Annotated in this window: 26 protein-coding genes; 12 read left to right on the plus strand and 14 right to left on the minus strand. The window is 72.3% G+C overall.

Annotated elements, in window-relative coordinates; genetic code table 11:
* Positions 1-99 precede the first annotated feature (99 nt).
* The 3 genes from OYE22_RS19935 to OYE22_RS19945 all read left to right on the plus strand — a co-directional run bounded on the left by OYE22_RS19935 (position 100) and on the right by OYE22_RS19945 (position 3238).
* A complete protein-coding gene (locus OYE22_RS19935; RefSeq protein ID WP_277321678.1) occupies positions 100-1263 on the plus strand; it encodes an acyl-CoA dehydrogenase in 1164 nt (387 codons plus the stop codon).
* Between the two features lie 353 nt (positions 1264-1616).
* Positions 1617-2615 (plus strand): enoyl-CoA hydratase family protein, encoded by a 999-nt coding sequence (locus OYE22_RS19940; RefSeq protein WP_277321679.1) that lies wholly within the window; start codon positions 1617-1619, stop codon positions 2613-2615.
* Complete coding sequence (locus OYE22_RS19945; RefSeq protein WP_277321680.1) at positions 2612-3238, plus strand: TetR/AcrR family transcriptional regulator; 627 nt, start codon at positions 2612-2614, stop codon at positions 3236-3238. Before OYE22_RS19940 ends, OYE22_RS19945 begins: the two co-directional genes overlap by 4 nt.
* 90 nt (positions 3239-3328) lie before the next feature.
* On the opposite strand, the gene OYE22_RS19950 is transcribed toward OYE22_RS19945, so the two are convergent.
* A complete protein-coding gene (locus OYE22_RS19950; RefSeq protein ID WP_277321681.1) occupies positions 3329-4102 on the minus strand; it encodes a phosphotransferase in 774 nt (257 codons plus the stop codon).
* A gap of 457 nt (positions 4103-4559) precedes the next feature.
* Here OYE22_RS19950 and OYE22_RS19955 point away from each other — a divergent pair, with 457 nt between their 5' ends.
* Positions 4560-5210, plus strand: a complete 651-nt coding sequence (locus OYE22_RS19955; protein ID WP_277321682.1) for a DUF4360 domain-containing protein — start codon at positions 4560-4562, stop codon at positions 5208-5210.
* A 189-nt stretch (positions 5211-5399) separates the two neighbouring features.
* Here the strand turns inward: OYE22_RS19955 and OYE22_RS19960 are convergent, their stop codons facing one another.
* From OYE22_RS19960 to OYE22_RS19975, 4 genes are all read right to left on the minus strand, one after another.
* A complete protein-coding gene (locus OYE22_RS19960; protein WP_277321683.1) occupies positions 5400-6191 on the minus strand; it encodes an ABC transporter permease in 792 nt (263 codons plus the stop codon).
* Entirely contained in the window at positions 6188-7234 is a 1047-nt protein-coding gene (locus tag OYE22_RS19965) for an ATP-binding cassette domain-containing protein (RefSeq protein ID WP_277321684.1), read from the minus strand. Before OYE22_RS19965 ends, OYE22_RS19960 begins: the two co-directional genes overlap by 4 nt.
* Before the next feature lie 364 nt (positions 7235-7598).
* Complete coding sequence (locus OYE22_RS19970; RefSeq protein ID WP_277321685.1) at positions 7599-7988, minus strand: DUF1048 domain-containing protein; 390 nt, start codon at positions 7986-7988, stop codon at positions 7599-7601.
* A gap of 2 nt (positions 7989-7990) precedes the next feature.
* Positions 7991-8320, minus strand: a complete 330-nt coding sequence (locus tag OYE22_RS19975; RefSeq protein WP_277321686.1) for a PadR family transcriptional regulator — start codon at positions 8318-8320, stop codon at positions 7991-7993.
* 243 nt (positions 8321-8563) lie between these two features.
* Here OYE22_RS19975 and OYE22_RS19980 point away from each other — a divergent pair, with 243 nt between their 5' ends.
* Complete coding sequence (locus OYE22_RS19980) at positions 8564-9208, plus strand: hypothetical protein (RefSeq protein WP_277321687.1); 645 nt, start codon at positions 8564-8566, stop codon at positions 9206-9208.
* Positions 9209-9233: 25 nt separating this feature from the next.
* Here OYE22_RS19980 and OYE22_RS19985 read toward each other — a convergent pair whose 3' ends face one another.
* The 3 genes from OYE22_RS19985 to OYE22_RS19995 form a co-directional block, all read right to left on the minus strand.
* Positions 9234-9668, minus strand: coding sequence for a hypothetical protein (locus OYE22_RS19985; RefSeq protein WP_277321688.1), 435 nt, complete (start codon positions 9666-9668; stop codon positions 9234-9236).
* A 439-nt stretch (positions 9669-10107) separates the two neighbouring features.
* Positions 10108-10311 (minus strand): DUF397 domain-containing protein, encoded by a 204-nt coding sequence (locus OYE22_RS19990; RefSeq protein ID WP_277321689.1) that lies wholly within the window; start codon positions 10309-10311, stop codon positions 10108-10110.
* Complete coding sequence (locus OYE22_RS19995) at positions 10308-11147, minus strand: helix-turn-helix transcriptional regulator (protein ID WP_277321690.1); 840 nt, start codon at positions 11145-11147, stop codon at positions 10308-10310. The genes OYE22_RS19990 and OYE22_RS19995 overlap by 4 nt, the downstream gene beginning before the upstream one ends.
* Between OYE22_RS19995 and OYE22_RS20000 the strand changes: the two genes are divergently transcribed.
* Genes OYE22_RS20000 through OYE22_RS20010 form a run of 3 tightly spaced genes read left to right on the plus strand, consistent with a single transcriptional unit; the run spans position 11146 to position 12364 of the window.
* Positions 11146-11586, plus strand: coding sequence for a hypothetical protein (locus OYE22_RS20000; RefSeq protein ID WP_277321691.1), 441 nt, complete (start codon positions 11146-11148; stop codon positions 11584-11586). The genes OYE22_RS19995 and OYE22_RS20000 overlap by 2 nt on opposite strands.
* Positions 11580-11900: a hypothetical protein gene (locus OYE22_RS20005; protein WP_277321692.1), complete on the plus strand. Its 321-nt coding sequence runs from the start codon at positions 11580-11582 to the stop codon at positions 11898-11900. Before OYE22_RS20000 ends, OYE22_RS20005 begins: the two co-directional genes overlap by 7 nt.
* Positions 11897-12364 carry a hypothetical protein gene (locus tag OYE22_RS20010; protein ID WP_277321693.1) on the plus strand — a complete coding sequence of 156 codons (468 nt, stop codon included), beginning with the start codon at positions 11897-11899 and terminating at the stop codon, positions 12362-12364. Before OYE22_RS20005 ends, OYE22_RS20010 begins: the two co-directional genes overlap by 4 nt.
* Positions 12365-12454: 90 nt before the next feature.
* Here the strand turns inward: OYE22_RS20010 and OYE22_RS20015 are convergent, their stop codons facing one another.
* The 4 genes from OYE22_RS20015 to OYE22_RS20030 all read right to left on the minus strand — a co-directional run bounded on the left by OYE22_RS20015 (position 12455) and on the right by OYE22_RS20030 (position 16183).
* Entirely contained in the window at positions 12455-13033 is a 579-nt protein-coding gene (locus OYE22_RS20015; protein ID WP_277321694.1) for a TetR/AcrR family transcriptional regulator, read from the minus strand.
* A 51-nt stretch (positions 13034-13084) separates the two neighbouring features.
* Positions 13085-13525: a RidA family protein gene (locus OYE22_RS20020; RefSeq protein WP_277321695.1), complete on the minus strand. Its 441-nt coding sequence runs from the start codon at positions 13523-13525 to the stop codon at positions 13085-13087.
* Positions 13526-13587: 62 nt separating this feature from the next.
* On the minus strand, positions 13588-14820 hold the full coding sequence (locus OYE22_RS20025; RefSeq protein WP_277321696.1) for a Cmx/CmrA family chloramphenicol efflux MFS transporter: 1233 nt from the start codon (positions 14818-14820) through the stop codon (positions 13588-13590).
* Positions 14821-15082: 262 nt separating this feature from the next.
* Entirely contained in the window at positions 15083-16183 is a 1101-nt protein-coding gene (locus tag OYE22_RS20030) for a citrate synthase 2 (RefSeq protein ID WP_187063568.1), read from the minus strand.
* Between the two features lie 433 nt (positions 16184-16616).
* Between OYE22_RS20030 and pdxH the strand changes: the two genes are divergently transcribed.
* Positions 16617-17255: a pyridoxamine 5'-phosphate oxidase gene (gene pdxH, locus OYE22_RS20035; protein WP_277324222.1), complete on the plus strand. Its 639-nt coding sequence runs from the start codon at positions 16617-16619 to the stop codon at positions 17253-17255.
* A gap of 103 nt (positions 17256-17358) precedes the next feature.
* Here pdxH and OYE22_RS20040 read toward each other — a convergent pair whose 3' ends face one another.
* Positions 17359-17895, minus strand: a complete 537-nt coding sequence (locus OYE22_RS20040) for a hypothetical protein (protein ID WP_277321697.1) — start codon at positions 17893-17895, stop codon at positions 17359-17361.
* An 896-nt stretch (positions 17896-18791) separates the two neighbouring features.
* Here OYE22_RS20040 and OYE22_RS20045 point away from each other — a divergent pair.
* Positions 18792-20210 (plus strand): PAS domain-containing protein, encoded by a 1419-nt coding sequence (locus OYE22_RS20045; protein WP_277324223.1) that lies wholly within the window; start codon positions 18792-18794, stop codon positions 20208-20210.
* A 201-nt stretch (positions 20211-20411) separates the two neighbouring features.
* On the opposite strand, the gene OYE22_RS20050 is transcribed toward OYE22_RS20045, so the two are convergent.
* Positions 20412-21185, minus strand: coding sequence for an SIS domain-containing protein (locus OYE22_RS20050; RefSeq protein ID WP_277321698.1), 774 nt, complete (start codon positions 21183-21185; stop codon positions 20412-20414).
* Positions 21186-21450: 265 nt separating this feature from the next.
* Between OYE22_RS20050 and OYE22_RS20055 the strand changes: the two genes are divergently transcribed.
* Together OYE22_RS20055 and OYE22_RS20060 are read left to right on the plus strand one after the other, a co-directional pair.
* The gene (locus OYE22_RS20055) at positions 21451-22143 is read left to right on the plus strand and encodes a metal-dependent transcriptional regulator (protein WP_277321699.1); all 693 of its coding nucleotides are present in this window, start codon (positions 21451-21453) and stop codon (positions 22141-22143) included.
* Between the two features lie 954 nt (positions 22144-23097).
* Positions 23098-23967: an alpha/beta hydrolase gene (locus tag OYE22_RS20060; RefSeq protein WP_277321700.1), complete on the plus strand. Its 870-nt coding sequence runs from the start codon at positions 23098-23100 to the stop codon at positions 23965-23967.
* The last annotated feature ends 160 nt before the right edge of the window (positions 23968-24127 follow it).

A 24127-nucleotide genomic window follows, 5' to 3' on the forward strand; every position in this document is an offset into this window, starting at 1 on the left:
ACAGGAACCGCCGCACCGCCCGTACCTGGCGCACCGCACGCGACGCGCGCACCTCACGCCCCCGACCCCCCGTACGCCATCCCGCACCGAGGAGGCCCCATGTCCCACGCCGTGATCGAGTCCGAGGAGCACCGCGCGCTGCGCTCCGCCGTCGCCGCCCTGGGCGCGCGGTACGGCCGCTCGTACATGGACACCGTCGTCCGCGAGGGCAAGCACCCCGAAGAGTTGTGGGCCGAGGCCGGCAAGCTCGGCTATCTCGGCGTCAACCTGCCGGAGGAGTACGGCGGCGGGGGCGGCGGAATCGTCGAACTCTCGTTGGTGCTTGAAGAGTTGGGGGCTGCAGGGTGCCCGCTGCTCCTGATGGTCGTCTCGCCCGCCATCTGCGGCACCGTCATCGCCCGTTTCGGCACCGAGGAGCAGAAGCGGGCCTGGCTGCCGGGGCTGGCCGACGGCTCGCGGACGATGGCGTTCGGCATCACCGAGCCCGACGCCGGTTCCAACTCGCACCGCATCACCACCACCGCCCGCCGGGACGGTGACGACTGGGTGCTCACCGGCCGCAAGGTCTTCATCTCCGGCGTGGACGTCGCCGACGCGACGATGATCGTCGGCCGCACCGAGGACGCCCGCACCGGCAAGCTCAAGCCGTGCCTGTTCATCGTGGACCGCCAGACTCCCGGCTTCGGCTACCGGCAGATCCCGATGGAGGTCGCGGCGGCGGAGAAGCAGTTCGAGCTGACGTTGGACGAGGTGCGGCTGCCCGCCGACGCGCTGGTCGGCGACGAGGACGCCGGACTCCTCCAACTCTTCGCCGGACTCAACCCCGAGCGCATCATGACCGCCGCCTTCGGCCTCGGCATGGCCAGGTTCGCCCTCGCGCGGGCCGTCGACTACGCCAAGACCCGCGAGGTGTGGAAGAGTCCGATCGGCGCCCACCAGGCCATAGCCCACCCGCTCGCCCAGTCGCACATCGAGGTGGAACTGGCCCGCCTGATGATGCAGAAGGCGGCCCACCTCTACGACTCCGGCGACGACATGGCGGCCGGCGAGGCGGCCAACATGGCGAAGTACGCGGCGGGCGAGGCGACCGTCCGGGCCGTCGACCAGGCCGTGCACACGCTCGGTGGCAACGGACTCGCCTCCGAGTACGGCCTCGCCTCGCTCATCACCGGCGCTCGCGTGGTCCGCATCGCCCCGGTCAGCCGCGAGATGATCCTCAACTTCGTCTCGCACACCACGCTCGGCCTGCCCAAGTCGTACTGACCGGCCGCGCGGTCACGGCGCGGGGCGGCCGGGGAACGCGGCCGTACGGGACCCGGTCGTACGGGAACGGTCGCACCAGGCATGCCCGTACGACACCGGGGCGGTCCGCCACGCGCCGGGGGAACCGGCGCGTCCCGTAGTCCATCCAGTTCAATGGAGCCCCGAAGCGCGCCGAAGCGCACCACCCCGCAGCCCCACCGGCCGTGCCCATCCGGCCGCCTCACCCCACCAGTCACCCACCCAACCCCGCACCCACCCACCCAGCCATTTCAGCCACCCAGCCACTCACCCACCCAGTCACCCAGCCACTCACCCACCCAGTCACCCAGCCCAGGAAGGAGGTCGGCGGACCGATGACCAACCCACCCGAGCGGCCCGGGCAGTCCGCGACGGCCGGGGAGCGGCCGGCGCCGCTCGTGCGTCGCGGGTACGACCGTGGCATCGCCACGCTCACCCTCGACTCGCCGCACAACCGCAACGCGCTCTCGTCGCGCCTGGTGACCGAGTTGCTGGCGGGCCTGGAGGCCGCCGCCAACGACCCGGCCACTCGGGCCGTACTGCTCGACCACACGGGCAGCACGTTCTGCGCCGGTGCCGACCTGAGCGAGGCGGTGTCCGGCGCCACGGCCGACGGGGGCGCGCCCGTGGCCGGGCCGCTGGGCCTGGCCCGGTTGATGCGTACCGTCGTGGAGCTGCCGGTGCCGGTGGTCGCCCGCGTCACCGGGCACGTACGGGCCGGCGGGCTCGGCCTGTTGGGGGCCTGCGACATCTCGGCGGCAGGGCCGGCGGCCAGCTTCGCGTTCACCGAGGCCAGGCTCGGCCTCGCGCCCGCCGTGATCTCCATGCCGCTGCTGCCCCGGCTCGACCCGCGCGCGGCCGGGCGCTACTACCTGACCGGCGAGCGGTTCGACGCCGCCGAGGCGGCCCGCATCGGCCTGATCACCCTCGCCGGCGATCCCGACGACGTCCTGGTCCCGGTCCTGGACGGGCTGCGTCGGGGCTCGCCGCAGGGGCTCGCGGAGTCCAAGCGGCTGGTCACGGCCGAGGTGCTACGGGCCTTCGACCGGGACACGGCGGCACTGGCCGAACTCTCCGCGCGACTCTTCGGCTCGGCCGAGGCCCGGGAAGGGATGACGGCGTTCCTGGAGCGCCGCGACCCGGCGTGGGCCCCCACCCCGGCCACGACCGCCAGCACAGCGAACCCAGCCAGCACAGCCACCCCAGCCACCACCGTCCCAGCGAACCCAGCCGACATAGCCACCACCGCCACCCCAGCCAAGGCCGCACCATCCGATGGCGGGCCGCACGCCGCGCGGCCCGCCGAGCCCAGCACCGTGGAGGAACCCCGTTGACCACGCGCCCGGCGCTACGCGATCCCAAACAGGACCGCAGCCGCGCCACCCGCCAGCGGCTGCTTGAGGCCGCCATCGCCTGCCTGGCCGAGCACGGCTGGGCGGGCTCGACGGTGTCGGTGGTCGCCGAGCGCGCGGGGGTCTCCCGTGGCGCGGCGCAACACCACTTCCCGACCCGCGAGGACCTGTTCACCGCGGCCGTCGAGCAGGTCGCCGAGGAACGCTCGGCGGCCCTGCGCGCGCTGCTCACGGGCGCCACCGACCCGCCCGAGCGCGACGGCCCCGAGCGCACCCACGCCGTGGTCGACGCCCTGGTCAGCCTCTACACGGGCCCACTGTTCCGCGCCGCCCTGCAACTGTGGGTGGCGGCCTCGAACGAGCCCCAACTCGGCGGTCGCGTCACGGCACTTGAGGCCCGCATCGGCCGCGAGAGTCACCGCATGGCGATCGAACTCCTCGGCGCCGACGAGAGCGTCCCCGGTGTACGGGAAACCGTGCAGGGCCTCCTCGACATGGCCCGCGGCCTCGGCCTCGCCAACCTCCTCACGGACGACGCCCCACGCCGCGAGCGGGTGGTCACCCAGTGGGCCCGGCTGGTCCACGACGTGTTGGGGCGGGGGTGACGGACCCACCCCTCCAAGCGTGCGGGCCCCACCCGACGCGCGGGCCCCACCCCCGGCCTGCCCGCACCTCACACCCAGGCTCTCCGCACCTCACATCCGAGCCCTCAGTACGTCGACCTCGCAGCCCGGTGCGAACGGGTCGAAGCCGTGCTCGGACAACCAGCGAACGGCCAGCAGGCTGCGCAGCGACCACCACGCGTGGATCACGTCGAGGTCGATGTCGGCGCCGTAGCCGGCGATGACGTCGTCGAGGTGCTCCTCGTGTCCGAGCGTGAAGGTGGCGAGGTCGTACAGGGCGTCGCCCTGGCCCGCCTCGGACCAGTCGATGATGCCGGTGACCCGGTCGCCGTCGAGGAAGACGTGCGCGATCTGTAGGTCGCCGTGGGTGAACGCCGGGGTCCAGGGCCGGAACGCGGCCTCAGCGACCTGGCGGTTGCGGGTGACCAGGTCGGCGGGGAGGAGCCCGCTCGTCACGAGCGACGCGCACTCGGCGTCGAGTTCCGCCACCAGCGCCGCGACGCTCCGCCCGGCCCGGCCGGGCCACGGCGGCAGCGGCCCGTCGTGCAGCTTCCGGATGGCGGCGCCCGCCGCGGCCCACGCCGCCGCCGACCCGGTCGCCGCCCCGCCCAGGCTCCCGAGGGTCGTCCCCGGGAGCGCGGCGAGCGCGAGCGCGGGCGGCTCGCGCCACAGGATCTCCGGCGTCGGTACCGGCGCCAACGTCATCGCCCTGACCTCGGCGTCCATGCGCGCCTGGTCGGCGTCCACCTTCAGGAACACGTCACCGACGCGCAGCGTCGCGCGCTCGGAATGGGCGACGACGACCTTGACCTCGTCCCGGCTCACGGGTGATTCGACCGCATCCATGGGCGACGAGTATTCCGAGGACGGTCGCCGGCGTCGCCCGGTTTATCGCGCGCGGTGACGCGGCTGTCCGCCTCCCGCCACGCGCCGGAGACACCCGCCCGGCACCCGGACCTGACGCCGGGCCTCCTGACGCCGGGGTGCCCCTGGCATCTGGTCCCTGGCCGACGCGAGGCCCGGAAAGGCGCGACACCGCCTCTACGACGTATGCCCCCTTCTACGTCGTATGTCCCTTGATTTGGCCTGAGTTCGCCCTAGGCGGCTCCTCCACGACTCCTTAACATCTCGCACCATTGGCATGCGCATGGCTATCCGGCCACTCGCGTACGTGCCGCTCCGCTCCACCGTTCGTACACGGCCGCCGGCCGGGGCAACCGCTCGCACCACGTACGTCCCCAGCCCCTCGGTGGTCCCGCACGGTTTCGAACCGCCCGTCCCCAAGGCAAAGGACTGATCTCTCATGCACTCCGGCATACTCGCGACTGGCGCGATGCTTGGCCTGTTCGGCGCGACGCTCTCGCCCCAGAGCCCGGCCTCCTCGACCCCCAACCCGCCCACCGAGAAGGTCAGGGTCGAGGTCGAGACGGTGAACGGCTCGGGGTGCCCGAAGGACACCGCGGCGGTGGCCGTCGCCCCGGACAACACCGCCTTCACCGTGACGTACAGCCAGTACCTGGCGAGAGTCGGCGGCTCCTCCGACCCCACCGACGCCAGAAAGAACTGTCAGCTCAGCCTGCTGGTGCACGTCCCGCACGGCTTCACGTACGCCGTCGCCAGCGCCGACTACCGGGGCTACGCATCGCTCCAACCCGGCGCCGTCGGCCGGCAGAAGTCCTCGTTCTACTTCCAGGGCTCGCCGGACACCACGTCCAGCACGCACACGTTCAAGGGCCCGCGCCACGACAACTGGCAGGCCACCGACAGCACCGACTGGGGCGAACTGGTCTGGGCCCCCTGCGGCACGCGGCGGAACTTCAACGTCAACACCGAGCTGCGGGTCAGCGCGGGCACCTCGGACCCGAAGCAGACCAGCTTCATGACCATGGACTCCACCGACGGCGACGTGAACACCATCTACCGCCTCGCCTGGAAGCAGTGCCCCAAGCGATGACCCGCGCGCTCGACGGTCGCCCAGCCGACTGAGCCGGCGGCCCCGTACGGCCGGAGGGAGCGGGGCCTTCGGTCGTACGGGGCGCGCCGCCTGGCCCGGGGGCCAGGCGGCGCGGTCGTTACGGGGAACGGGCGACGGGTCTCGGGCGGCGGTCTGCCGTCGACCTCGCCGGACGAGAATGCGGGCTCCTCACGCCGGGTCGCGGTTGAACCGAGCCGTCGCCCAGAGGTAGCCGAGCGCGGTGAGCGCGACGCACCAGGCGACGGTGATCCACCCGTCGTTGCCGATCTCGGAGCCGAGCAGCAGGCCGCGCAGCGTCTCGATGGCCGGGGTGAACGGCTGGTACTCGGCGATCGGCCGGAACCATCCCGGCATCGTGCTGGCCGGGATGAACGCGCTGGAGATCAACGGCAGCAGGATCAGCGGCATGGCCGCGTTGCTGGCCGCCTCGGGGTTCGGGCTGGACATGCCCATCCCGACCGCGATCCAGGTGAGCGCGAAGGCGAACAGCGCGATCAGCCCGAAGGCCGCCAGCCACTCCAGGGCCGTGGCGTCGGTGGAGCGGAAGCCGATGGCGACGCCGACGGCACCGACGAGGACCACGCTGGCCAGGCACTGCAAGACGCTGCCGACCACGTGCCCGATGATCACGGAGGTGCGGTGGATCGCCATCGTACGGAAGCGGGCGATGAGGCCCTCGTTCATGTCCATGGAGACGTGCACCGCGGCCCCGATCACGGTGCTGCCGATGGTCATCAGCAGGATGCCCGGAACGAGGTAGGCGACGTACTCGGAGCGGTCGGCGTCGCCGCCCCCGATGCCCGCGCTCATCACGTCGCCGAAGATGTAGACGAAGAGCAGCAACATCATGATCGGCGTGAGCAGCAGGTTCAGGGTCGCGGACGGGTAGCGCCGGGCGTGCAGCAGGTTGCGGCGCAGCATCGTGGTCGAGTCGCGGACGGCGAGGGTGAGGGCGCTCATCGGTCGTTCTCCTTGCGCTGGTGGGGGACGGCGGCGGGGCGGGCGGTGGAGCCGGTGGAGGAGTCGGCGGCGGGGCCGATGGCGGGTGCGGCGCCCGGGCCCGTCAGGGCGAAGAACACGTCGTCCAGGTCGGGGGTGTGCACGGTCAGTTCGTCCGCCTCGATACCGACCGAGTCGAGCCAGTCGAGGATCGAGCGCAGCTCGCGCTGACTGCCGTCGCTGGGGACCTGCAGGGCCAGCGCCGCGTCGTCCCGGTGGGCCTCGCGCAGCGTGGCGGCGGCCGACTGGTACCTGGCCGGGTCGGCGAACCGCAGCCGGACGTGGCCACCGGGCACGAGCCGCTTGAGCTGGTCGGCGGTCCCCTCGGCCGCGATCATCCCGTCGTTCAACACGGCGATGCGGTCGGCGAGTTGGTCGGCCTCCTCCAGGTACTGGGTGGTGAGGAAGACGGTCACCCCGGTCGAGACGAGCCCGCGGATGATGTTCCACATGTTGTGGCGGCTGCGCGGGTCGAGGCCGGTGGTCGGCTCGTCGAGGAAGATGATCCGGGGGCCGCCGACCAGGGTCATCGCGATGTCCAGCCGCCGCTTCATGCCGCCGGAGTAGGTGCCGGCGGGCTTCTTCGCGGCCTCCACCAGGTCGAACCGCTCCAGCAGTTCGGCGGCGACGCGGCGCCCCTCGCGGCGGGAGAGGTGGTGCAGGTCGGCCATGAGGAGCATGTTCTCCTCGCCGGTGATCAGCCCGTCCACGGCGGAGAACTGCCCGGTGACACCGATCGCGGCGCGCACGGCCTGCGCGTCGGTGGCCAGGTCGTACCCGCCGACGCGCAACTCGCCGGCGTCCGCGGTGATGAGGGTGGACAGGATCTTCACGGCGGTGGTCTTGCCGGCCCCGTTCGGGCCGAGCAGGGCGAAGACCGTCCCGGCCGGGATGTGCAGGTCGATGCCGTCGAGGACCGTCTTGTCCCCGTACGACTTGCGCAGCCCGACGGCGGAGACGGCGGTCGACGGAGCGGGACCGACTCCGGTTTTGGATGTGGGCATGACAGAGGAAGGCATGGAGTTCTCCCGTGCGATGGCGTGAGCGGCTGAGGGTGCGGGTCGCGCGGCGCGGCGTGGCCGGGCGCGTGTGGCGGTGTGTGGGGCGCGTGACGCGTGGCGCGTGGGGCGGGGAAGTGGCCCGGTCGTGGTCGGGGCCCGGCCGCCGGGCCCGGGCGTGACGGCGGAATCGTGACGCGGGGGCCCGGCGCGACGGCGGCGCGGCTCGGATGGCGCGGCGGCTGATGTACCGGCTTGCGGCAGGTGGTGCGTACGCGGCTTGCGGTACGGAACCTGCGGTACGGGACGTACGTACGGTGCGGGGCTACGCGGTGCGGGGCTACGCGGTGCGGGGCTACGCGGTGCGGGGCTACGCGGTGCCCTCCGAACCCTCCGGGGGCTCGGCCTCGGCGCGCGCGATGTCGTCGGCCAGCCGCTCGCGCAGGCGGGCGGGAACGTAGGCGCCGTCGGTGTAGTTCTGGGCGAACTCGGCGACGAACTCCGCCGGGTCCTCCCCGACGATCTCGCGGATCGGCGTTCCGTTCGCCGCGGCCTCCTCGATCAGGTCGGCGAGGTCCTCGAACATCGTCGCGGCGTTGTCGTTGTCGGTCGGTACGAAGTGCATCAGGTGTCGCTCGATGGCCTCGGCCGCCAGCCGGTAGTTGGCCGGCAAGTCCCTGACGCGCGCCTTGTACGCCCGCCAGCGCTTCTTGGGCCCGATCACCCTGGAGAGGAAGCCGCTCTTCTCGGCGTCAGACATGATCACTTTCCCCCTTCGCGGAGCTGTTCCAGTCGTTCCGTGAGGAAGCTCCACGTCCTCCAGAACTCTTCGAGGTACTCCACTCCCTCGGCGTTGAGGGAGTGCACCTTACGCGGCGGCCCCTTCTCGGACGGCACCTTCTTCACGTCGACGAGCCCGCGCTTCTCCATCCGGATGAGCAGCGCGTAGATGGTCCCCTCGGCGATGTCGGAGAACCCCTGCTCACGCAGCCGCGCCGTGATCTCGTAGCCATACGCGGGCCGGCCGGACAGAGAGGCCAGGATGATGCCCTCCAACGTGCCCTTGAGCATCTCGGTCAGCAGCTTGGCCATGAAGCACCTCCCCTCTGCGCTAGTCAGCGCTGTTGAGTACTGGTACACCGTAACGCTGACTACTGGTACTTAGCAAGACGGAATAGCGGGTCGATGCTTCTCCGTCCTGGGGCGGCATTCGGCCGCTCTCGGGGAGGAGGCGGTGGGGGCCAGTGGCATTCGCGCTGGCCGAGGCGGCCATACTCGGGCTGACGACCGGGAGTTCGGCCCAGCCCACGGGCCTTCGCGGCAGGGGGAGTACCCATGACGCAAGACGACATCCGCGACCGCGTCCCGTCCGGTGCCATGCCTCGGCGATCGGCCCTGACCTGGACGATGACCATGCTGCGCGATCTCGCCGCCTGGTTGGCACGCAAGCCGGTCGCGCACCCTGGCGTGCACCGAGCGATACGGCACTCCGCCGATTCCCGCACCATCATCTGGTCGATCACCGCGGCCGACCTGGTGGCCAGTGTCGTCGTGGACGCGATGGTTCCCGCCGCCTACCGGCCACTGCACCTGGCCTGGGTCGTGGTCTCGGTGGTGATGACGGTGGGGTTCTGCGCGATGACCGTGCGCACTCCCCACCTGATCGATGACCACACGCTGTACCTGCGCACCGGCCCGTTCCGCGCCCTGGCGATTCCGCTCCACCAGATCCAGACCGTACGGGCCGCCCACGGCATGACGCCCAGCCACGGCCTGCGCCGCCCGTTGGACGAGGACGACGCCGTGGCCTGCTCGGTCAGCAGCGCCACCACCATGGCCCTCGAACTCGCCGAGCCTCTTCCCGTCCAGTTCCGCAAGGGCGGCCCGACCTTGGCCCGGCGGGTGTACTTCACCGCCGATCGACCGGCCGAGGCCGCCGAAGTCATCCGGGGCGCGAGGCGCGGGGAGGCGCGGCCGTGAGGTGGTGGCACGGCCTCGGGCTGCCTTACTGGTCGACAGGTGCCAGCAGTGCGCGGGCGCGGGCCATGGATTGCGGGTCGTCGAAGGTGAGGCGGCCAACATGCACCCCGACGGAGTTGTAGGCGGGAGCTTTCAGGCGCGCGGTCTTCATCACGTCCATGGTCCACGGCTCATCGGAGGTGAACAGGGCGCGCTTGGGCGGCATGACGCTCATTCCCCAGCCGACATTCATGATCCAGCGCCCATAGGACTCGTTCTGATCAACCACGTTGGTGGGTAAGTGTCGTGCGGCCACATCCCAGAGGCTGGACTCTCCATGAGGCACCTCCGGCGCCGGGACGGTCGCCACGATCGCCATGTCACCCTCACGGGCATAGGCGACCAGGCACTGCCCAGTCCTCCACTGCACGGTGATGGGGGCGACGATGACCCGCCCAGTTCCGGTAAAGCGTTGCGCCATGCCCCGTACTCTCCAAGGTAGTTGCCTCCGGTGGGCACCTTAGAGTCGAGGGGGCGCCCGCCTGACCAACGAGCGACCACGGGGCTGCGGTTCATCTGGTTAGGTCAATTCGGGGGACTGCGGGAGATTGGAGCCGCCGCCGTCGCCATCCTCAATGTCGGTGTTGTCTGGGTCCCCCGATAGCGCTGCCCAGCGCTGTCCGCGCATGTCCGTACCCTTCTCTCGATGGGGGGCGCATGGCGTCCTGCACTCAGGTCCGCGAGCCGCAACAACTGCGAAACGCCGGACGGTTCGAGGCTAGAGCGGGGGTCGGGGGCGCACGGAAGGCGTGCCGGCGGCGCGAATGCGTAGCGTTCACGGGTAGCCGTGCGCCCGGGCATGCGAAGGCCCCCGTTGCTCTTGCTCGAAGAGCTGCGGGGGCCTGTTGCGTCGTACGTGGTTACGCGTCGAAGTCGCCGGCCTTGACGCCTGCCACGAAGGCCGACCAGGCCGACGTGTCGAAGGTGAGGGCCGGGCCGTGCGGGTTCTTGCTGTCCCGGACGGGGACGGTGCCATGCGCGGCGAGGTTGGCGGCGACCTCAACGCAGTTGCCACCGTTGGAGCTGTAGGAGGACTTGTACCAGCGGGGGGTCTCGGTCGTCACGGGGCGCCCTTTCGTACCTCTTCAATCATGGCCACAGTCTCGGCCTGCGACAGGGATTCAGCCTGTAGTTGATGGTAGTCCGCCAGCGCAGACAGCACGAAGCCGCTTTCGCGCTCCAAGTGACCCTGCGCGTGTGACTCCGCATACGTGACCACGGACCGGTCCGTCATGGTCAGCAGGTTGATTGGCAGATCGAACGGCCTCCGCTCGCCAATGTCGAATGGGGCAACCTGGAGCATGGTGTTCGGCCGCTCGGCGAACTCCTCCAGGTACGCAAGCTGCTCGCGCATCACTTCTTCGCCCCCGACGAGGCGACGGATGCAGCTCTCATCCATGACCGCCATCATCGTGGGCGGACGAGGCCGCACGAGTGCCCTCTGACGCTCGGCCAGCAGCGTGACGCGCTCGTTGGCCAGTTCCGGCGTGATGCGGCCCCGTCGCACGTCACCTTCCGCGATGGCACGCGCGTACGCGGGCGTCTGGAGCAAGCCCGGGATGATCCCGATCTCGAACAGCCGGATCTCAACCGCCCGTCCCTCGATCAGCACGTACTCCGGAAACCCCTCCAGCAAGTTCCCGTGCCGGATGTCGCGCCACTGGCGCTCGAACGACTCGGCGGAGTTGGCCACGCCGAAGGCATCATCTGCCTTGCGCGAGAACGGAAGGGTTGGCGGTTTCCGTGCGGTTTCCACGGCCGAAACGTGTTGGCTGGACAGGCCCAGGCGGTCGGCCAGTTGCTCCTGGGTCCAGCCGCGGTTCTCGCGGTGCCTCCGTAAACGTGCACCGTAGGCGGCGCGCGGGCTGCTGTCGGGGTTCAGGTCCTTGCGGTTGACCATGGTCGACTCCAACTCTTCCTTCGGCTTGGATTATTTGAAGGGTTACGCGCTGTGGGTCACGCTGAATCCCCCCGGTAGTGATGTCGCTACGGAGAGGAGCGGTATCGCCATGTCCTCCACCCCTGCCCCCACGCCGTCCGATGAGAAGTTGACCGCGCCCGTCGCCTCGTACGAGGGCGCGGCGCGAGCGGATCAGCAGGCAGCCGTGTTGGTGGCCCAAGAGATCAACTCGCTTGCGGAAAGCCGGCGTGCAGGTGGCAATTGCCAGGCCGTCCGCATGGTTGGCGAGCGGGTCAAGACGTTCCGCGCCGCCATTCAGCACCGTAAGGCCATCGAGCTTTCGCGTGTCCAGCGTCTTCGCGAACATCCCCTCGAACGGGTACCCGAGCGGTCCGGATCGGGACTGCGTGGCGCCGAGCGAGGTGACTCAGCGTGCTGAGCCGTCGCGTCTTCGAGGGCACGCACCGCGTCGTCGTACGCGGCGTGGCGCTCCGCTTCTTCCTGCGGACCGACGACACGTGGTCGCCGGTCACCGACACCGACTTCCAGCACGCCTACGAACTCGCGCTCTTCGACCCCGACGCGCTGCGCAAGGACGTGCTCTGTCCCAACGCGCGCCGGGTCGAACACAGCACGGTCGAGGGCTGGTTCTGGTCCAACGGCAGGGACACGTGCGGGCTGTGCACCTTCGACGACAGGAGCCCGGAGGAGTGCGCCGGCATGGCCCAGATCGCGGGCGGGACGGGGCCGTGACGCGGCCCCGTCAGACGTGGGTCCACCTGCTGGTGTGGCGCCCCGCCGACCCGTCCAACCCGCTCGACGTCAGCCGGTCCTGGCCGCACGTGCTCCAGGTCGTCCAGGACGAGCGGCCCGCGCCGCCGGGCGTCATCCTGCGGCCCGGCGAACCCATCCCGTACGCCGTGGGGCGGGTGGCGACCGCGTTGGGGCTTCGCGTGCCGGAGCCGTTGCGGCTGCTGGCCGTCGACCAGCAGCCGGCCGAACCGGGCCACGACGAGCAGGTGGGCCTGGTCTTCGACGGCGGCTGGCTGGCCGCCGACGGGCCGCCGCCCTGCGACGAGTGCGGGCGCTCCCACACGGTGTGGACGCCGATGCGCGACGTCGGCCGCGTCGCCCTGGCCCACGCCTTCCGCGCGCTGCTCACCGGCCGGCACACGTCGGCGGTGCTGTGGCGCGGCGGCCTGCCCGACGAGGGTTGACCCGTCCCTGCCGGGCCGACCGCCCGGCAGGGCCCCGACCAGCGCGAACACCACCCACGCCACACAGTGATGCCCGGGTCAGGCCCGTGCTCACAGCCCCGCCAGCGTGAGGTCCACCGTGCTCAGCAACGCGTCCCGGTCGTCACTGGCCCGCGCCAGCACGCGCAGCCCGTAGTACGCGGTCTGCACCTGGCGGGCCAGGGCGCGGGCGTCGCGGTCGGCGCGGATCTCGCCGGTGCTCTGGCCGAAGGCCAGCACCGCGCACAACTCGTCCTCCACCCGCCCGAAGTTGCCCCGCACGGCCTCCCTGACCTCCGGGTCGCTGCCGGCGGCCTCGATGGCCGAGTTGACGGCGAAGCAGCCGCGCGGGCTCTCGCCGTCCAGGTCGGCGTCGATGGCCTCCACCATCAGCGCGCGCAGCCGCTCGCGCACCGGGCCCGGCCGCTGGAGCACCTCCACCTGGCGGGCGGTGGCGGTCTCGCAGTACCGGCGCAGGGCCCGTACGAAGAGTTGCCGCTTGCCGCCGAAGGTGTTGTAGAGGCTCGACGGGCCGAGCCCCGTGCTCTGGCTCAGCTCGCGGGTCGAGGTCGCCTCGTACCCGTGCCGCCAGAACGTCTCCATCGCCGCGTCCACGACGCGGCCCTCCTCAAACGCGCGTGGCCTGGCCATGACGTCACGGTAAGGGTTTTGTAGCGCCCGTACAAAACCCTGTGGTCGCGGTCACCGGACGGGGCCGGCCCCGGCCAGCGCCACCGCCTCGATCTCGATCAGCCACCGGGGGTCGGCGAGCGCGGCGACCTGGACGAAGGACTCGGCGGGGAAGGGTGCGGTCGGGTAGTGCTGGGCGCGCAGGGCGCCGAAGGCGTCCTGGTGGGCGACATCGGTGACGAAGACCGTGACCTTGACGAGCTGGTCGAGCCCGGAGCCCGCGTTGGCCAGCACGGTGGCCAGGTTGGCGAACGCCTGCTGGGCCTGCGCCGTGAAGTCGCCGACGCCGACGGTCGCGCCGTGCGCGTCGACGGGCGCCTGGCCCGAGGTGAAGACCAGCTCCCCGACCCGGACGGCCAGCGATATCCCGGCCGACTCGTACCAGTCGGGATCGGCGGTGACGCGGGTGCGGACGGTGGGGGTGGTGTGGGGGATGGGGGAAGACGAAGACATGGTGTGACTCCTCGGTTCGGTGCTGGTGGTTGAGGCCGTGGTCGAGGCCGTGGCCCGTACGGTCAGGCGTCGGAGCCGAGCAGCGGGGCGGGGGTGCGGTCCTGCGCGGCGAGGGTGTCGGCGGGACGTACGGGTGAAGGGTTGGCGGTACGGGCGGCGAGGCGGGCCGCCCACAGGGTGCCGGCGCAGCCGGCGGCGGCCAGCGCGACGCCCACCCAGGCGACCGAGGTGAAGCCGTACCCCGCGTCGATGACCACGCCGCCGAGCATCGGGGCCAGCGTGTTGCCGACGTTGAAGGCGGCCGTGTTGGTGGCGCCGGCCAGCGTCGGCGCCTCCGGCGCGAGGGCGAAAACGCGTGACTGGAGCGCCGGGTTGGTCACCCAGGCGACGAAACCGAGGACGAGGACCAGCCCGACCGCGACCGCCGCGTGCCGCGCCGTGAGGGCCAGCGCCCCGGAGACGAGGACCAGCCCGCCGAGCCCCCAACCGAGCGTGCGCAGCGGGTACGCCTCGGCCAGCCGGCCGCCGACCGCGATGCCCAGCAACCCGCCGACCCCGAACAGCGCCAACACGGCCGGCACCCACCCCTCGGCGAGCCCGCTCACCTCCGTCAGCAGCGACGCCAGATAGCTGAAGGTGACGATGACCGCGCCGAAGGTGAACGCCGTGATCGCGTACGAGAGCCACAGGTGCGGCCTGGCCATGCCGCGCAGCTCGGCGCGGGCGGAGACGGCGGGAACGTTCGTGCCGCGCCCGGCGGGGACGGCGAACACCGTGCAGACCAGGCTGACCAGCGTCGCGACGGCCACCGCCCAGAACGCGGCCCGCCACCCCGCGTGCTGGCTGAGCAGCGTGCCGGCCGGGACGCCCACGATGGTCGCGAGCGTGAGCCCGCCGGCCACCGTGGCGACGGCCCGGCCGGTGGCGCCGGCCGGCGCGAGGCTCACCGCCGCGGCCAGGGCCACGCCCCAGCAGCCGGCGTAGACGAGCGCGCTGATGACGCGGGTCGCGAACAGCACCCCGTAACCGGGCGCGAGCGCGCCCACCACGTGCGCGGCGATGAAGACGGCCTGGAGCGCGACGAGCGCGGTGCGGCGCGGCCAGCGCAGCGTGGTGAGGGCGAGCAGCGGCGCGCCGAGGACCATGCCGATGGCGAAGGCGGAGATCAGCAACCCCGCGTCGGGGATGGAGACGCCCAGGTCGTCGGCCATGCCCGGGAGCAGCCCGGAGAGCATGAACTCGGAGGTCCCCTGGGTGAAGATCACGAAGCCGAGGACGTAGACCGGCAGCGGCACGATGTTCCTCCGGGTGGGGTTGGTGCGGTGGGGGCGGGGGAGTGGCGGGCGTGTTGTGGAGCGTCCGCTTCAAAAGAGGGGCGCGAGGTGCCCGTTCTCGCCGCTCCGGACCCTAGCATGTTGTGAAGCGGTCGCTTCAAAACAGCGGCGCACCGTGATCGGGCGGGGACGCGCGAACGCCCCGCGGTCCCGGCGCGTGGCCGGGACGACGGGGCGAGGAGGCGGGGAGGGCGGGCCCGTGGGCCCACGGGGGCGGGCTGGGTCAGCGGGCGATGTCGGCGTACCCGACGATGTCCTTCGGGTCGCGCGAGCCCGGCCCTGTGTACCGCGCGGACGGGCGGACCAGGCGCCCGGTGCGCTTCTGCTCCAGGATGTGCGCGCTCCAGCCGGCCGTGCGGGCGCAGGTGAACATCGAGGTGAACATGTGCGCCGGGACCTCCGCGAAGTCCAGCACGATCGCGGCCCAGAACTCCACGTTGGTGGCCAGCACCCGGTCGGGCCGGCGCGCGTGCAGCTCCTCGAGGGCGGCCTTCTCCAGCGCCTCGGCCACCTCGAAGCGCGGCGCGCCCAACTCGCGGGCGGTGCGACGCAGGACGCGGGCGCGCGGGTCCTCGGCCCGGTAGACCCGGTGCCCGAAGCCCATCAGCCGCTCGCCGCGGTCCAGGGCGCCCTTCACGTACGCGCTCGCGTCGCCGGTGCGCTCGATCTCCTCGATCATGCCGAGGACGCGGGACGGGGCACCGCCGTGCAACGGGCCCGACATCGCGCCCACCGCGCCCGAGAGCGCGGCGGCCACGTCGGAGCCGGTGGAGGCGATGACCCGGGCGGTGAACGTGGAGGCGTTCATGCCGTGCTCGGCCGCCGAGGTCCAGTACGCGTCCACGGCCGCCACGTGCTTCGGGTCGGGCTCGCCGCGCCAGCGCCGCATGAAGCGCTCCACGACGGTCTCGGCCTTGTCGATCTCACGCTGCGGCACCATCGGTAGCCCCTGGCCGCGCGCCGACTGCGCCACGTACGACAGCGCCATCACGGCCGCGCGTGCCAGGTCCTCGCGGGCCTGCTCCTCGTCGATGTCGAGCAGCGGTTTCAGGCCCCACACGGGCGCGAGCATGGCCAGCGCGGACTGCACGTCCACCCGGATGTCGCCGGAGTGCACGGGGATCGGGAACGGCTCGGCGGGCGGCAGCCCGGGGTTGAACGCCCCGTCCACCAGCAGGCCCCACACGTTCCCGAACGAGACGTGGCCCACCAGATCCTCGATGTCCACGCCGCGATAACGGAGGGCGCCGCCTTCCTTGTCGGGTTCGGCGATCTCCGTTTCGAACGCGACGACTCCTTCAAGTCCGGGTACGAAGTCGGACATCAGGCGGCTCCTCTGAGAGTGGTCGACAAAGCGGCTTGTGACCAAGTTGTCAAGGAATGGGGGAGTCGGTGCGGTTTCACGGCCGCTGGTGCGGCTCGCGATCCGCGACGACCGCCCCTCGGCGCCGGCCCCGCGCGACCTGGCGGTCATCCAGTCGCGTGCGGAGCCGGCCCGGACGGTGAAGTGGTGCGGCTCGGTCCAGGACCGGACACGATAGTTGGTGGTGTCCGGAGGCCACAGTGGGCCAGTCGATGATTTTGGTGGGTTCGCCACCTGCGGGGAAGCGTGAGAAGAGGCACACTGCCCCCTTCCACCCGAGAGGGTTACGGCGGCCCGCCCCGGGGCAGCGTGCGGGGGTCCGTCCCGCATGCTGCAAGATATGCGCGTGTCCCATGCCGACCCGCAGCAGCCGCGCGTCCATGACCCCGCCGCCATGCGTGAGCACTACCGCGGCGCCGGGCTCCTCGAATCCGACCTCGCCGCCACGCCCTTCGCCCAGTTCACCCGCTGGTTCGAAGAGGCCGTCACCAGCGGCCTGCACGAGCCGAACGCGATGGTCGTCAGCACCGTCGACGAGGCGGGCCGCCCCCACTCCCGTACCGTCCTGCTCAAGGGCTACGACGAGCGTGGCTTCGTCTTCTTCACCAACTACGGCTCCCGCAAGGGCCGTCACCTCGCCGCCAACCCCGCGGTCTCCCTCCTCTTCCCCTGGCACCCGGTCGATCGCCAGGTCATCATCACCGGCACCGTGCGGCGCACCGGGCGGGACGAGACGGCGGCGTACTTCCGCACCCGCCCACACGGCTCCCAACTGGGCGCCTGGGCAAGCCACCAGTCCGAGGTGATCGGCTCCCGCGCCGAACTCGACCGCATGTACGCCGAACTCGCCGACCGCTACCCGCCGAACGAGCAGGTCCCGGTGCCCCCGGAGTGGGGCGGCTTCCGCGTCACCCCCGACGCGGTGGAGTTCTGGCAGGGCCGCGCCAACCGTCTCCACGACCGCCTGCGCTACGTCCGTACGTCCGAGTCCGACCCCGCGCACTCCTGGCGCGTCGAACGCCTCTGCCCGTGACGGGTCGGCGCTCGCCACTCACCGGGCCGCACCGGGCCACATCGGGTCGGCCGGCCTCACTGGTTCCACCGGCCGCACTGGCCGCACCGGTCCCACCGGCTCCTCAGACTTCCGGGGCCGGGGGCGGGGGCGCCGGCGGGCGGTCGATGGTGAACACGCGGGTGATCGGGTTGACCCGGGCCGGCAGCACCGTCCCCGGCGTGGCCCCGCCGAACTGGTACCGCGGAACCTCGGCGCCGCACTCGAAGGGCGTGAACCCGGGGCCGCTGACGCGCATCAACAGCCGGACCTGGAAGTGGTGGTCGTTGGTCGGCGGGGCGGAGGCGACCGCCAGGACCAGGGCTGAGGCGTCGACGCCGAGCGCGGCGAGCTGGAGCGTGGCGCGCCGCTCCGCGCGGGCGGAGACGGCCGTGGACCACCCGACACTGGCGACGAACGCCGCGAGCAGGGCGAGACCGGCGCCGGCCCACGTCCACCCGCCGCCGGTCTCACCGAACTCGGCGACCGTGCGGGCGACGACGTAACCGCAGGCCCCTCCCGCGCCCAGGAACAGGGCGGCGCCGACGGCGCACGCGATGGCCGTGATCGCGGGGCCCTTGGGGTCGAGCAGGACCGGTTCGTCGGCGTGGGCGGTGGCCATGGCCGCACCCTAACCAGGACGACGCGGCGGGCGTCAGGGCCTGGCCCCGATCGCGTGCGAGCGGGGGACGGGTCATGGGGAACCGGGGACGGTCATGGGAACGGGGACGGTCACGGGGAACGGGGACGGGGGTCTGCTGGGGAGCCCCTGGAAAACAGACGACCCGCGAGTCGCTTCCCGGAGCGCCTGGCGGCGCGTCGGGGCCGGTCGGACGTACCGGCGACTCGCGGGTCGGGTGACTGCTTGGGATTGGCCAGCCGCACACAGCTTGCGTGTGCGCGTCCGGCGTTACGCGGCCTGTTCCCGCCGGGCTCCGCGTCGCGGAGTCGGGGGAAGGCGAGATGCGACGTCGGGCGCTAGCCCGCAGTCACCTCACGCGTCCGGATTTCGTACATCGGCCGAACCACCTCCCTTCTCGTGTACCTCAAGCCTAAGAACCCCTCCGCGGCCTCACAACCGAATTTCCGGCAGGCAACGATTTCGCGGAAGGTGGTGTGGTGCGCGTCACGTTCGAGTTGAATATCTCGGCGTGTGGCTGTCGCGCGCGCACGGCCTGCCGCACCCGCCCCACCCGTCGTTGGGCCGCTTCCGGCCCGCACGGCACGCCTCGGATACTCGAACACCCAGATCCTCGGTTCTTCCAGTTCCTCAGTTCCTTACAGACCTCCACGGATCCCTACGGATCTTTCCGACCGAGAGCCACGTCCCGCCCGTTCAGCACGACCAGCAGGGGGTGACCGGTGACCGCTTCGCCACGCTCCGAGCCCGCCCGTTCCTCGGGTTCCCCACCCGCGCCCGACGCCGTCGACCCCGCCGGCCACCCGGCACCCGACCCGTCCGGCGCCGACCCACGGGGCGTCGGCCCCGACTGCCCGGCCGACCGGGACGACTCCGACCTGCTCGCCGCTCTGCTCGACGGCATGGACGCCGCGCTGTGCGCGTTCGACGCCGACGGCACCGTCACCCACTGGAACCGGGAGGCGGAACGCATGCTCGGCTGGTCCGCCGACGAGGCGGTCGGCCGGCGCGGCCTGGCCGGCTGGGCGGTACGCGCGGCCGACGCGGCCGAGGTCGAGGCGCTGCTCCTGGGCGCGATGCGGGCACAGGGCCGCCAGGTGCACGAGTTCGCGCTGCTGACCAAGGACGGCGGCCGGGTCCTGGTCCGCACCCAGTCCGCCGCCGTGCCCGGCGCGGACGGCGAGGCCGCCGGCGTGTACTGCGCCTTCAGCGAGGTGCACACCCAGATCGACCTGGAGCGCTCCATCGCGCTGAGCGAGGCGCTGTTCGAGGACGCGTCCTGGGGCGTGGTCATGGTCGACGCCGACCTGCGCCCCGCGGTCGTCAACGGCCACGCGGCGCGCTCGCTGGGCGCGGGCCGCGCCACGCTGCTCGGCCGCCCGCTCGGGGAACTCCTCGACCAGGGCGTGGAAGAGGTGGAGAGCGCCTTCCAGCACGTGCTCGCGGAGGGCGCGCCGCCCGAGCCGACCGAGATCTGGGTGACCGTCCGTGGCGAGGGCGCCGACCTCGGCCAGCCGCCCCCGCGCCGCTGTTGGCGCAGCGGCTTCCTACGGCTGGCCTCGCCGCTCACGGAGGAGGCGGTCCCACTCGGCGTGGCCTGGATCTTCCGCGACGTGACGGAGGCCAAGCGGGCCGAGCAGGAGGGGGCCAGGACGCGCTTCCGGAGCAACCAACTGCACCGCGCCGCGCGGGCCGCCGCCGAGTGCGAGGACCCGTTCGAGGCGGCCACCGTCTACCTCGACTTCGCTCTCGCCGGCTTCGCCGACCACGCCCTGATCGACCTCGTCCGCGAGCCGTCACCGGGCCGGCCGGGGCAGCCGGGCGCGGGCGCGGACGGGACGGGGGCCGGCCGGTCGTCGGCCGGGGACCCCGAGGCCGCCGGCTCGGCGTTGCCGGAGCGGTCGCCGATCGTGCTCGTCCGCGCGGTGGCCGCCCCCGCCGGAGCCGCCACCGGCATCGGCCCCAACGCCCCCGCCGGCACCACCGACGGCATCCCGGTGGCGTACGCGGCGGGCCACCCCGCGCTCCAGGCCGCCGACCGCGGCGGCTCCGTGCGCGCCAGCGCGAGCCGCGCCGACGAGGAGATCAGCACCCAGTGGGCGGCGGCGCGCAAGTGGCCGAGCGGCACGGTGCACGGCCTGTGCGCGGTACTCCGCAGCCGGGGCCGCACCCTGGGCGTGGCCTCCTTCCTGCGCGGCGCCAGCCGCCGCGCCTTCGACCGCGCCGACGCGGCGTACGCGGAGGACGTGGCGGTCCGCGTCGCCGCGGCGATCGACCTGGCCCAGCGGTTGCGCTGACGCTGGGTGCTGGGTGCTGGGTGCTGGGTGCTGGGTGCTGGGTGCTGGGTGCTGGGTGCTGGGCGCTTGGCCGGGTCGGGTCAGGTCGGGGCGGGCTGACCGGGCCCGGTCGGGGCTGCCGTGGCCAGGGTGGATCGGGGTGGGCCGGGGCAAGCGGGCCGGCTGGGCGTACGGGGCGTGCGGATCGGGGCCGGTGGAACCTCAGTGCCGGTAGAAGATCCGGTCCCCGTACTCGGCCATCACGCGCCCGTTCCACTCGTGGCCCCCGTCGACGTTGCCCGAGCGCAGCAGCGGCGGATTGATGCCGCGCGTGGCCAACTCGCCGGCCGCCGACGCCAGGACCGCCTGCATCACGGCGCTGGTCACCACCGTCGACGCCGGCGCGAACGGTGCGGCGACGCCGTCGGCGGTCAACTCGGCGTCGCCGACCGCGATCTTGCTGTCGAGGACGAGGTCGCAGTGGTCCTTCAGGAAGGTCCCCGACGCGTGCCGCGACTTGGTCTCCGACGCGTACGCCACCGACGTCACGCCGATCACCTTCAGGCCGAGCGCCCGGGCGTTCATCGCCATCTCCACGGGCAGCGAGTTCCGACCGGACAGCGAGATGATCACCAGCAGGTCGCCGGCCACGGCGGGGCTGGTGTCCAGGACCACACCGGCCAGCCCGTTCACCCGCTCCAGCGCGCTGCCGAGGGTGGCCGGCCGCACGTCGACGCCGATCACGCCGGGCACCTGGAGCAGGTTCATCAGCGCGAGCCCACCCGCGCGGTACACGACGTCCTGGGCGGGCAGCGAGGAGTGCCCGGCGCCGAAGGCGAAGAGCCGCCCGCCCGCCTGTACGGTGTCCGCGATCATCGTGCCCGCCTCGGCGATGGGCCCGGCTTCCTCGTCCCGTACGGCGCGTAGCAGCGCGATGGCCGCGTCGAGGTACCGCTCGGCCAGGGGGGCAGGGACTGACCGCGTGCTCTCGCTCATCGACGAGGGGCCCTTTCCTTCGTTTTTCTTTCGTTATTCGGGTGTTTTCGCTCCGGAGCGCGCACGGCTGCGCCCGCTTCTCCGGCCTGTGCTGTCGTGTCCGTGGTGTGCGTGGCGCGGATCACGTTGCGGTCTGGACCAGTGCCCTGTCAATACGCCGTACTCGGTCGAACACCAGCCGATCACGCGCGCGAGTCCCGGTTGTCAGTGGGATGCGTCAGAATTGAGTCCAGGGCCACCGCACGACACATCGAGGGGCACGCACATGTCCGGTTTGATCGATACGACGGAGATGTATCTCCGCACCATCTTGGAGCTCGAAGAAGAAGGCGTGGTCCCGATGCGCGCTCGGATCGCGGAGCGGCTCGACCAGAGCGGCCCCACGGTCAGCCAGACGGTGGCGCGAATGGAGCGCGACGGCCTGGTGACCGTGGCCGGCGACCGGCACCTGGAGCTGACCGACGAGGGGCGCCGGCTGGCGACGCGCGTCATGCGCAAGCACCGGCTCGCCGAGTGCCTGCTCGTCGACGTCATCGGCTTGGAGTGGGAGCAGGTGCACGCCGAGGCGTGCCGCTGGGAGCACGTGATGAGCGAGGCGGTGGAGCGGCGTGTGCTTGAGCTGCTGCGGCACCCCACCGAGTCGCCGTACGGCAACCCCATCCCCGGCCTGGAGGAGCTGGGCGAGCCGGCCGAGGCCGATCCGTTCCTGGACTCCAGCATGGTGAGCCTGCTGGAGCTGGAGCCGGGCGCGGAGGGCAAGACCGTCGTGGTGCGTCGCATCGGCGAGCCCATCCAGACGGACGCCCAGCTCATGTACACGCTGCGGCGGGCTGGAGTGCAGCCCGGCGCGGTGGTCAGCGTGACCGAGTCGGCCGGGGGCGTCATGATCGGCAGCAGCGGTGAGGCGGCGGAGCTGGAGTCCGCCATCGCGTCGCACGTCTTCGTGGCCAAGCGCTAGCACTCGCTGGCACCGCCCTCCGGAACAACCGCCTTCCGGGCCCTTCTCCCGGACTCTTCGGCCCGCTTTCGCGCGACCGTCCTCGGACCGCGTTCTCGTGCGTGTTCCGGATCGTCCGTGGACCGTCGTCGGTCCGTCTTCTGATCGCTCCTGGCTCGCTTTCGGATCGCGTCTGGATCGCTTTCGGACGGCTTCCGGGTGGCTTTTCGGATCACCGTGGCGCCGTCCCCCACAGTGGGGGACGGCGCCACGCCCGTGTGGTCGGTCTCGGGGGCGCTGGCGGGCGGGGTCGCCGACGGTGTGATTTCCGGCCGTGTGGTCGCCGCCCTGGCTGTATCGCCCTGTGAGGTTGGGGGAGCGAGGGCGGGCGCGACGAGTCGGCGCGCGGGGCGCGGCGCGCGTGGCCCGCGCCGGGGGCGCGTCGTACGCTTCCGGCCCCGTGCGCCGGCCGTGACGACCTCCTGCGGCAACGCGGTTTTTCCGCGCCGGAGTTGGGGGAAACCGCGCGCCCGGGCGCCCGGCGTGCAACGCTGTCGCTGACGCATATGCGCGGAGTTGCGTTGAGAACCGGGGATGCGGGCACACGGGCCCCGGTATCTACCGGGGCTGAGGAGGGGGGCCGATGGGCCCGTCAAGGTCGTGGGTGGCGCGCCCGTACGCCATGGGCCGCGCGCCGCGAGCTGCGCGACACAAGGGCCCCGGCTGCCGTGGCCGCCGGGGCCCTGCCTCCCCGTTCCCCAGTGGCGACCTGGAGCCCCGAGCTCCCAAGGTGCGCCGCGGCGGACTCCCTTCCCCGAGCAGTCCGCCCCCGTGTAGCTGTCTCCCCTCGGGGACGGCGAACAATCCCCGAGGCCGGTCACTCGAACGAGGGGTATTGCCGTTGACCCCCGCTTGTTCGAATACGAGTTCGATACTGTGGAGCTGGTCTAGGGAGGGATGGAGGTGCCAGGACACATGGTGCGGCGCACGGACGTGACCGGAGCTGGCGGGGTGCGGCTCGCCGCCTGGGAGTATGCCGATCCGCCCAAGGCGGTCAGCGGCAGGGCCGGCGAGCAGGTCCCCGGGGTGTTGTTGCTGCACGGGCTGATGGGCCGCGGTGCGCACTGGGCGGAGACCGCACGCTGGCTCTCCACCCGGTACCGCGCGGTCGCGCTCGACCAGCGGGGCCACGGCCGCAGCGAGAAGCCCTCCGGCGGCCCGTTCACGCGCGAGGCGTACGTGGCGGACGCGGAGGCCGCCGTCGAGCAGCTCGGCCTCGCCCCGGTCACCCTGATCGGGCACTCCATGGGCGCCCTGACGGCGTGGCAGCTCGCCGCCCGCCGCCCCGACCTCGTGCGCGCCCTGGTCATCTGCGACATGCGGGCATCCGCACTGGGCGCGGCCTCGCAGCGCGAGTGGTCGGAGTGGTTCAAGTCCTGGCCGGTTCCCTTCGCCACGCTGGCCGACGTCCGCAAGTGGTTCGGCGAGGGCGACCCCTGGCTGGAGCGCCCGCGCCCGACCCGGGGCGAGTTCTTCGCCGAGGTGATGGCCGAGCGCACCGACGGCTGGCGCCCGGTCTTCTCCCGCCGCCAGATGCTGACGGCCCGCGAGACCTGGGTGCACGACGCCCACTGGGAGGACCTCGCCCACGTCCAGTGCCCGACCCTGGTCGTGCGCGGCCTGGACGGCGACCTGGGCCGGGCGGAGGCCCAGGAAATGGTGCGCGTACTGCCCCGCGGCATATACGCGGAGGTGGCGGACGCCGGCCACCTCGTCCACTACGACCAGCCCGAGGGCTGGCGGCGCGCGGTCGAACCCTTCCTGGAGACAGCCCTCCCGGCCTGACGGCGTTCAGCCGGGGCGGACGGTTCTCGGCCGACCCCCCCACCGTCCAGCCGCGCCTTCGCTCTTCCCCGTCGTACGCGCCGCCCGGCGCGCGCGGTCACCGCCAGGTGCGGTAACTGCCGTACGCGGCACCGCCGTCAGCAGGCCGTGCGCGCGGGCG

The organism is Streptomyces sp. 71268 (assembly GCF_029392895.1).
In the GTDB taxonomy this organism is placed as follows: domain Bacteria; phylum Actinomycetota; class Actinomycetes; order Streptomycetales; family Streptomycetaceae; genus Streptomyces.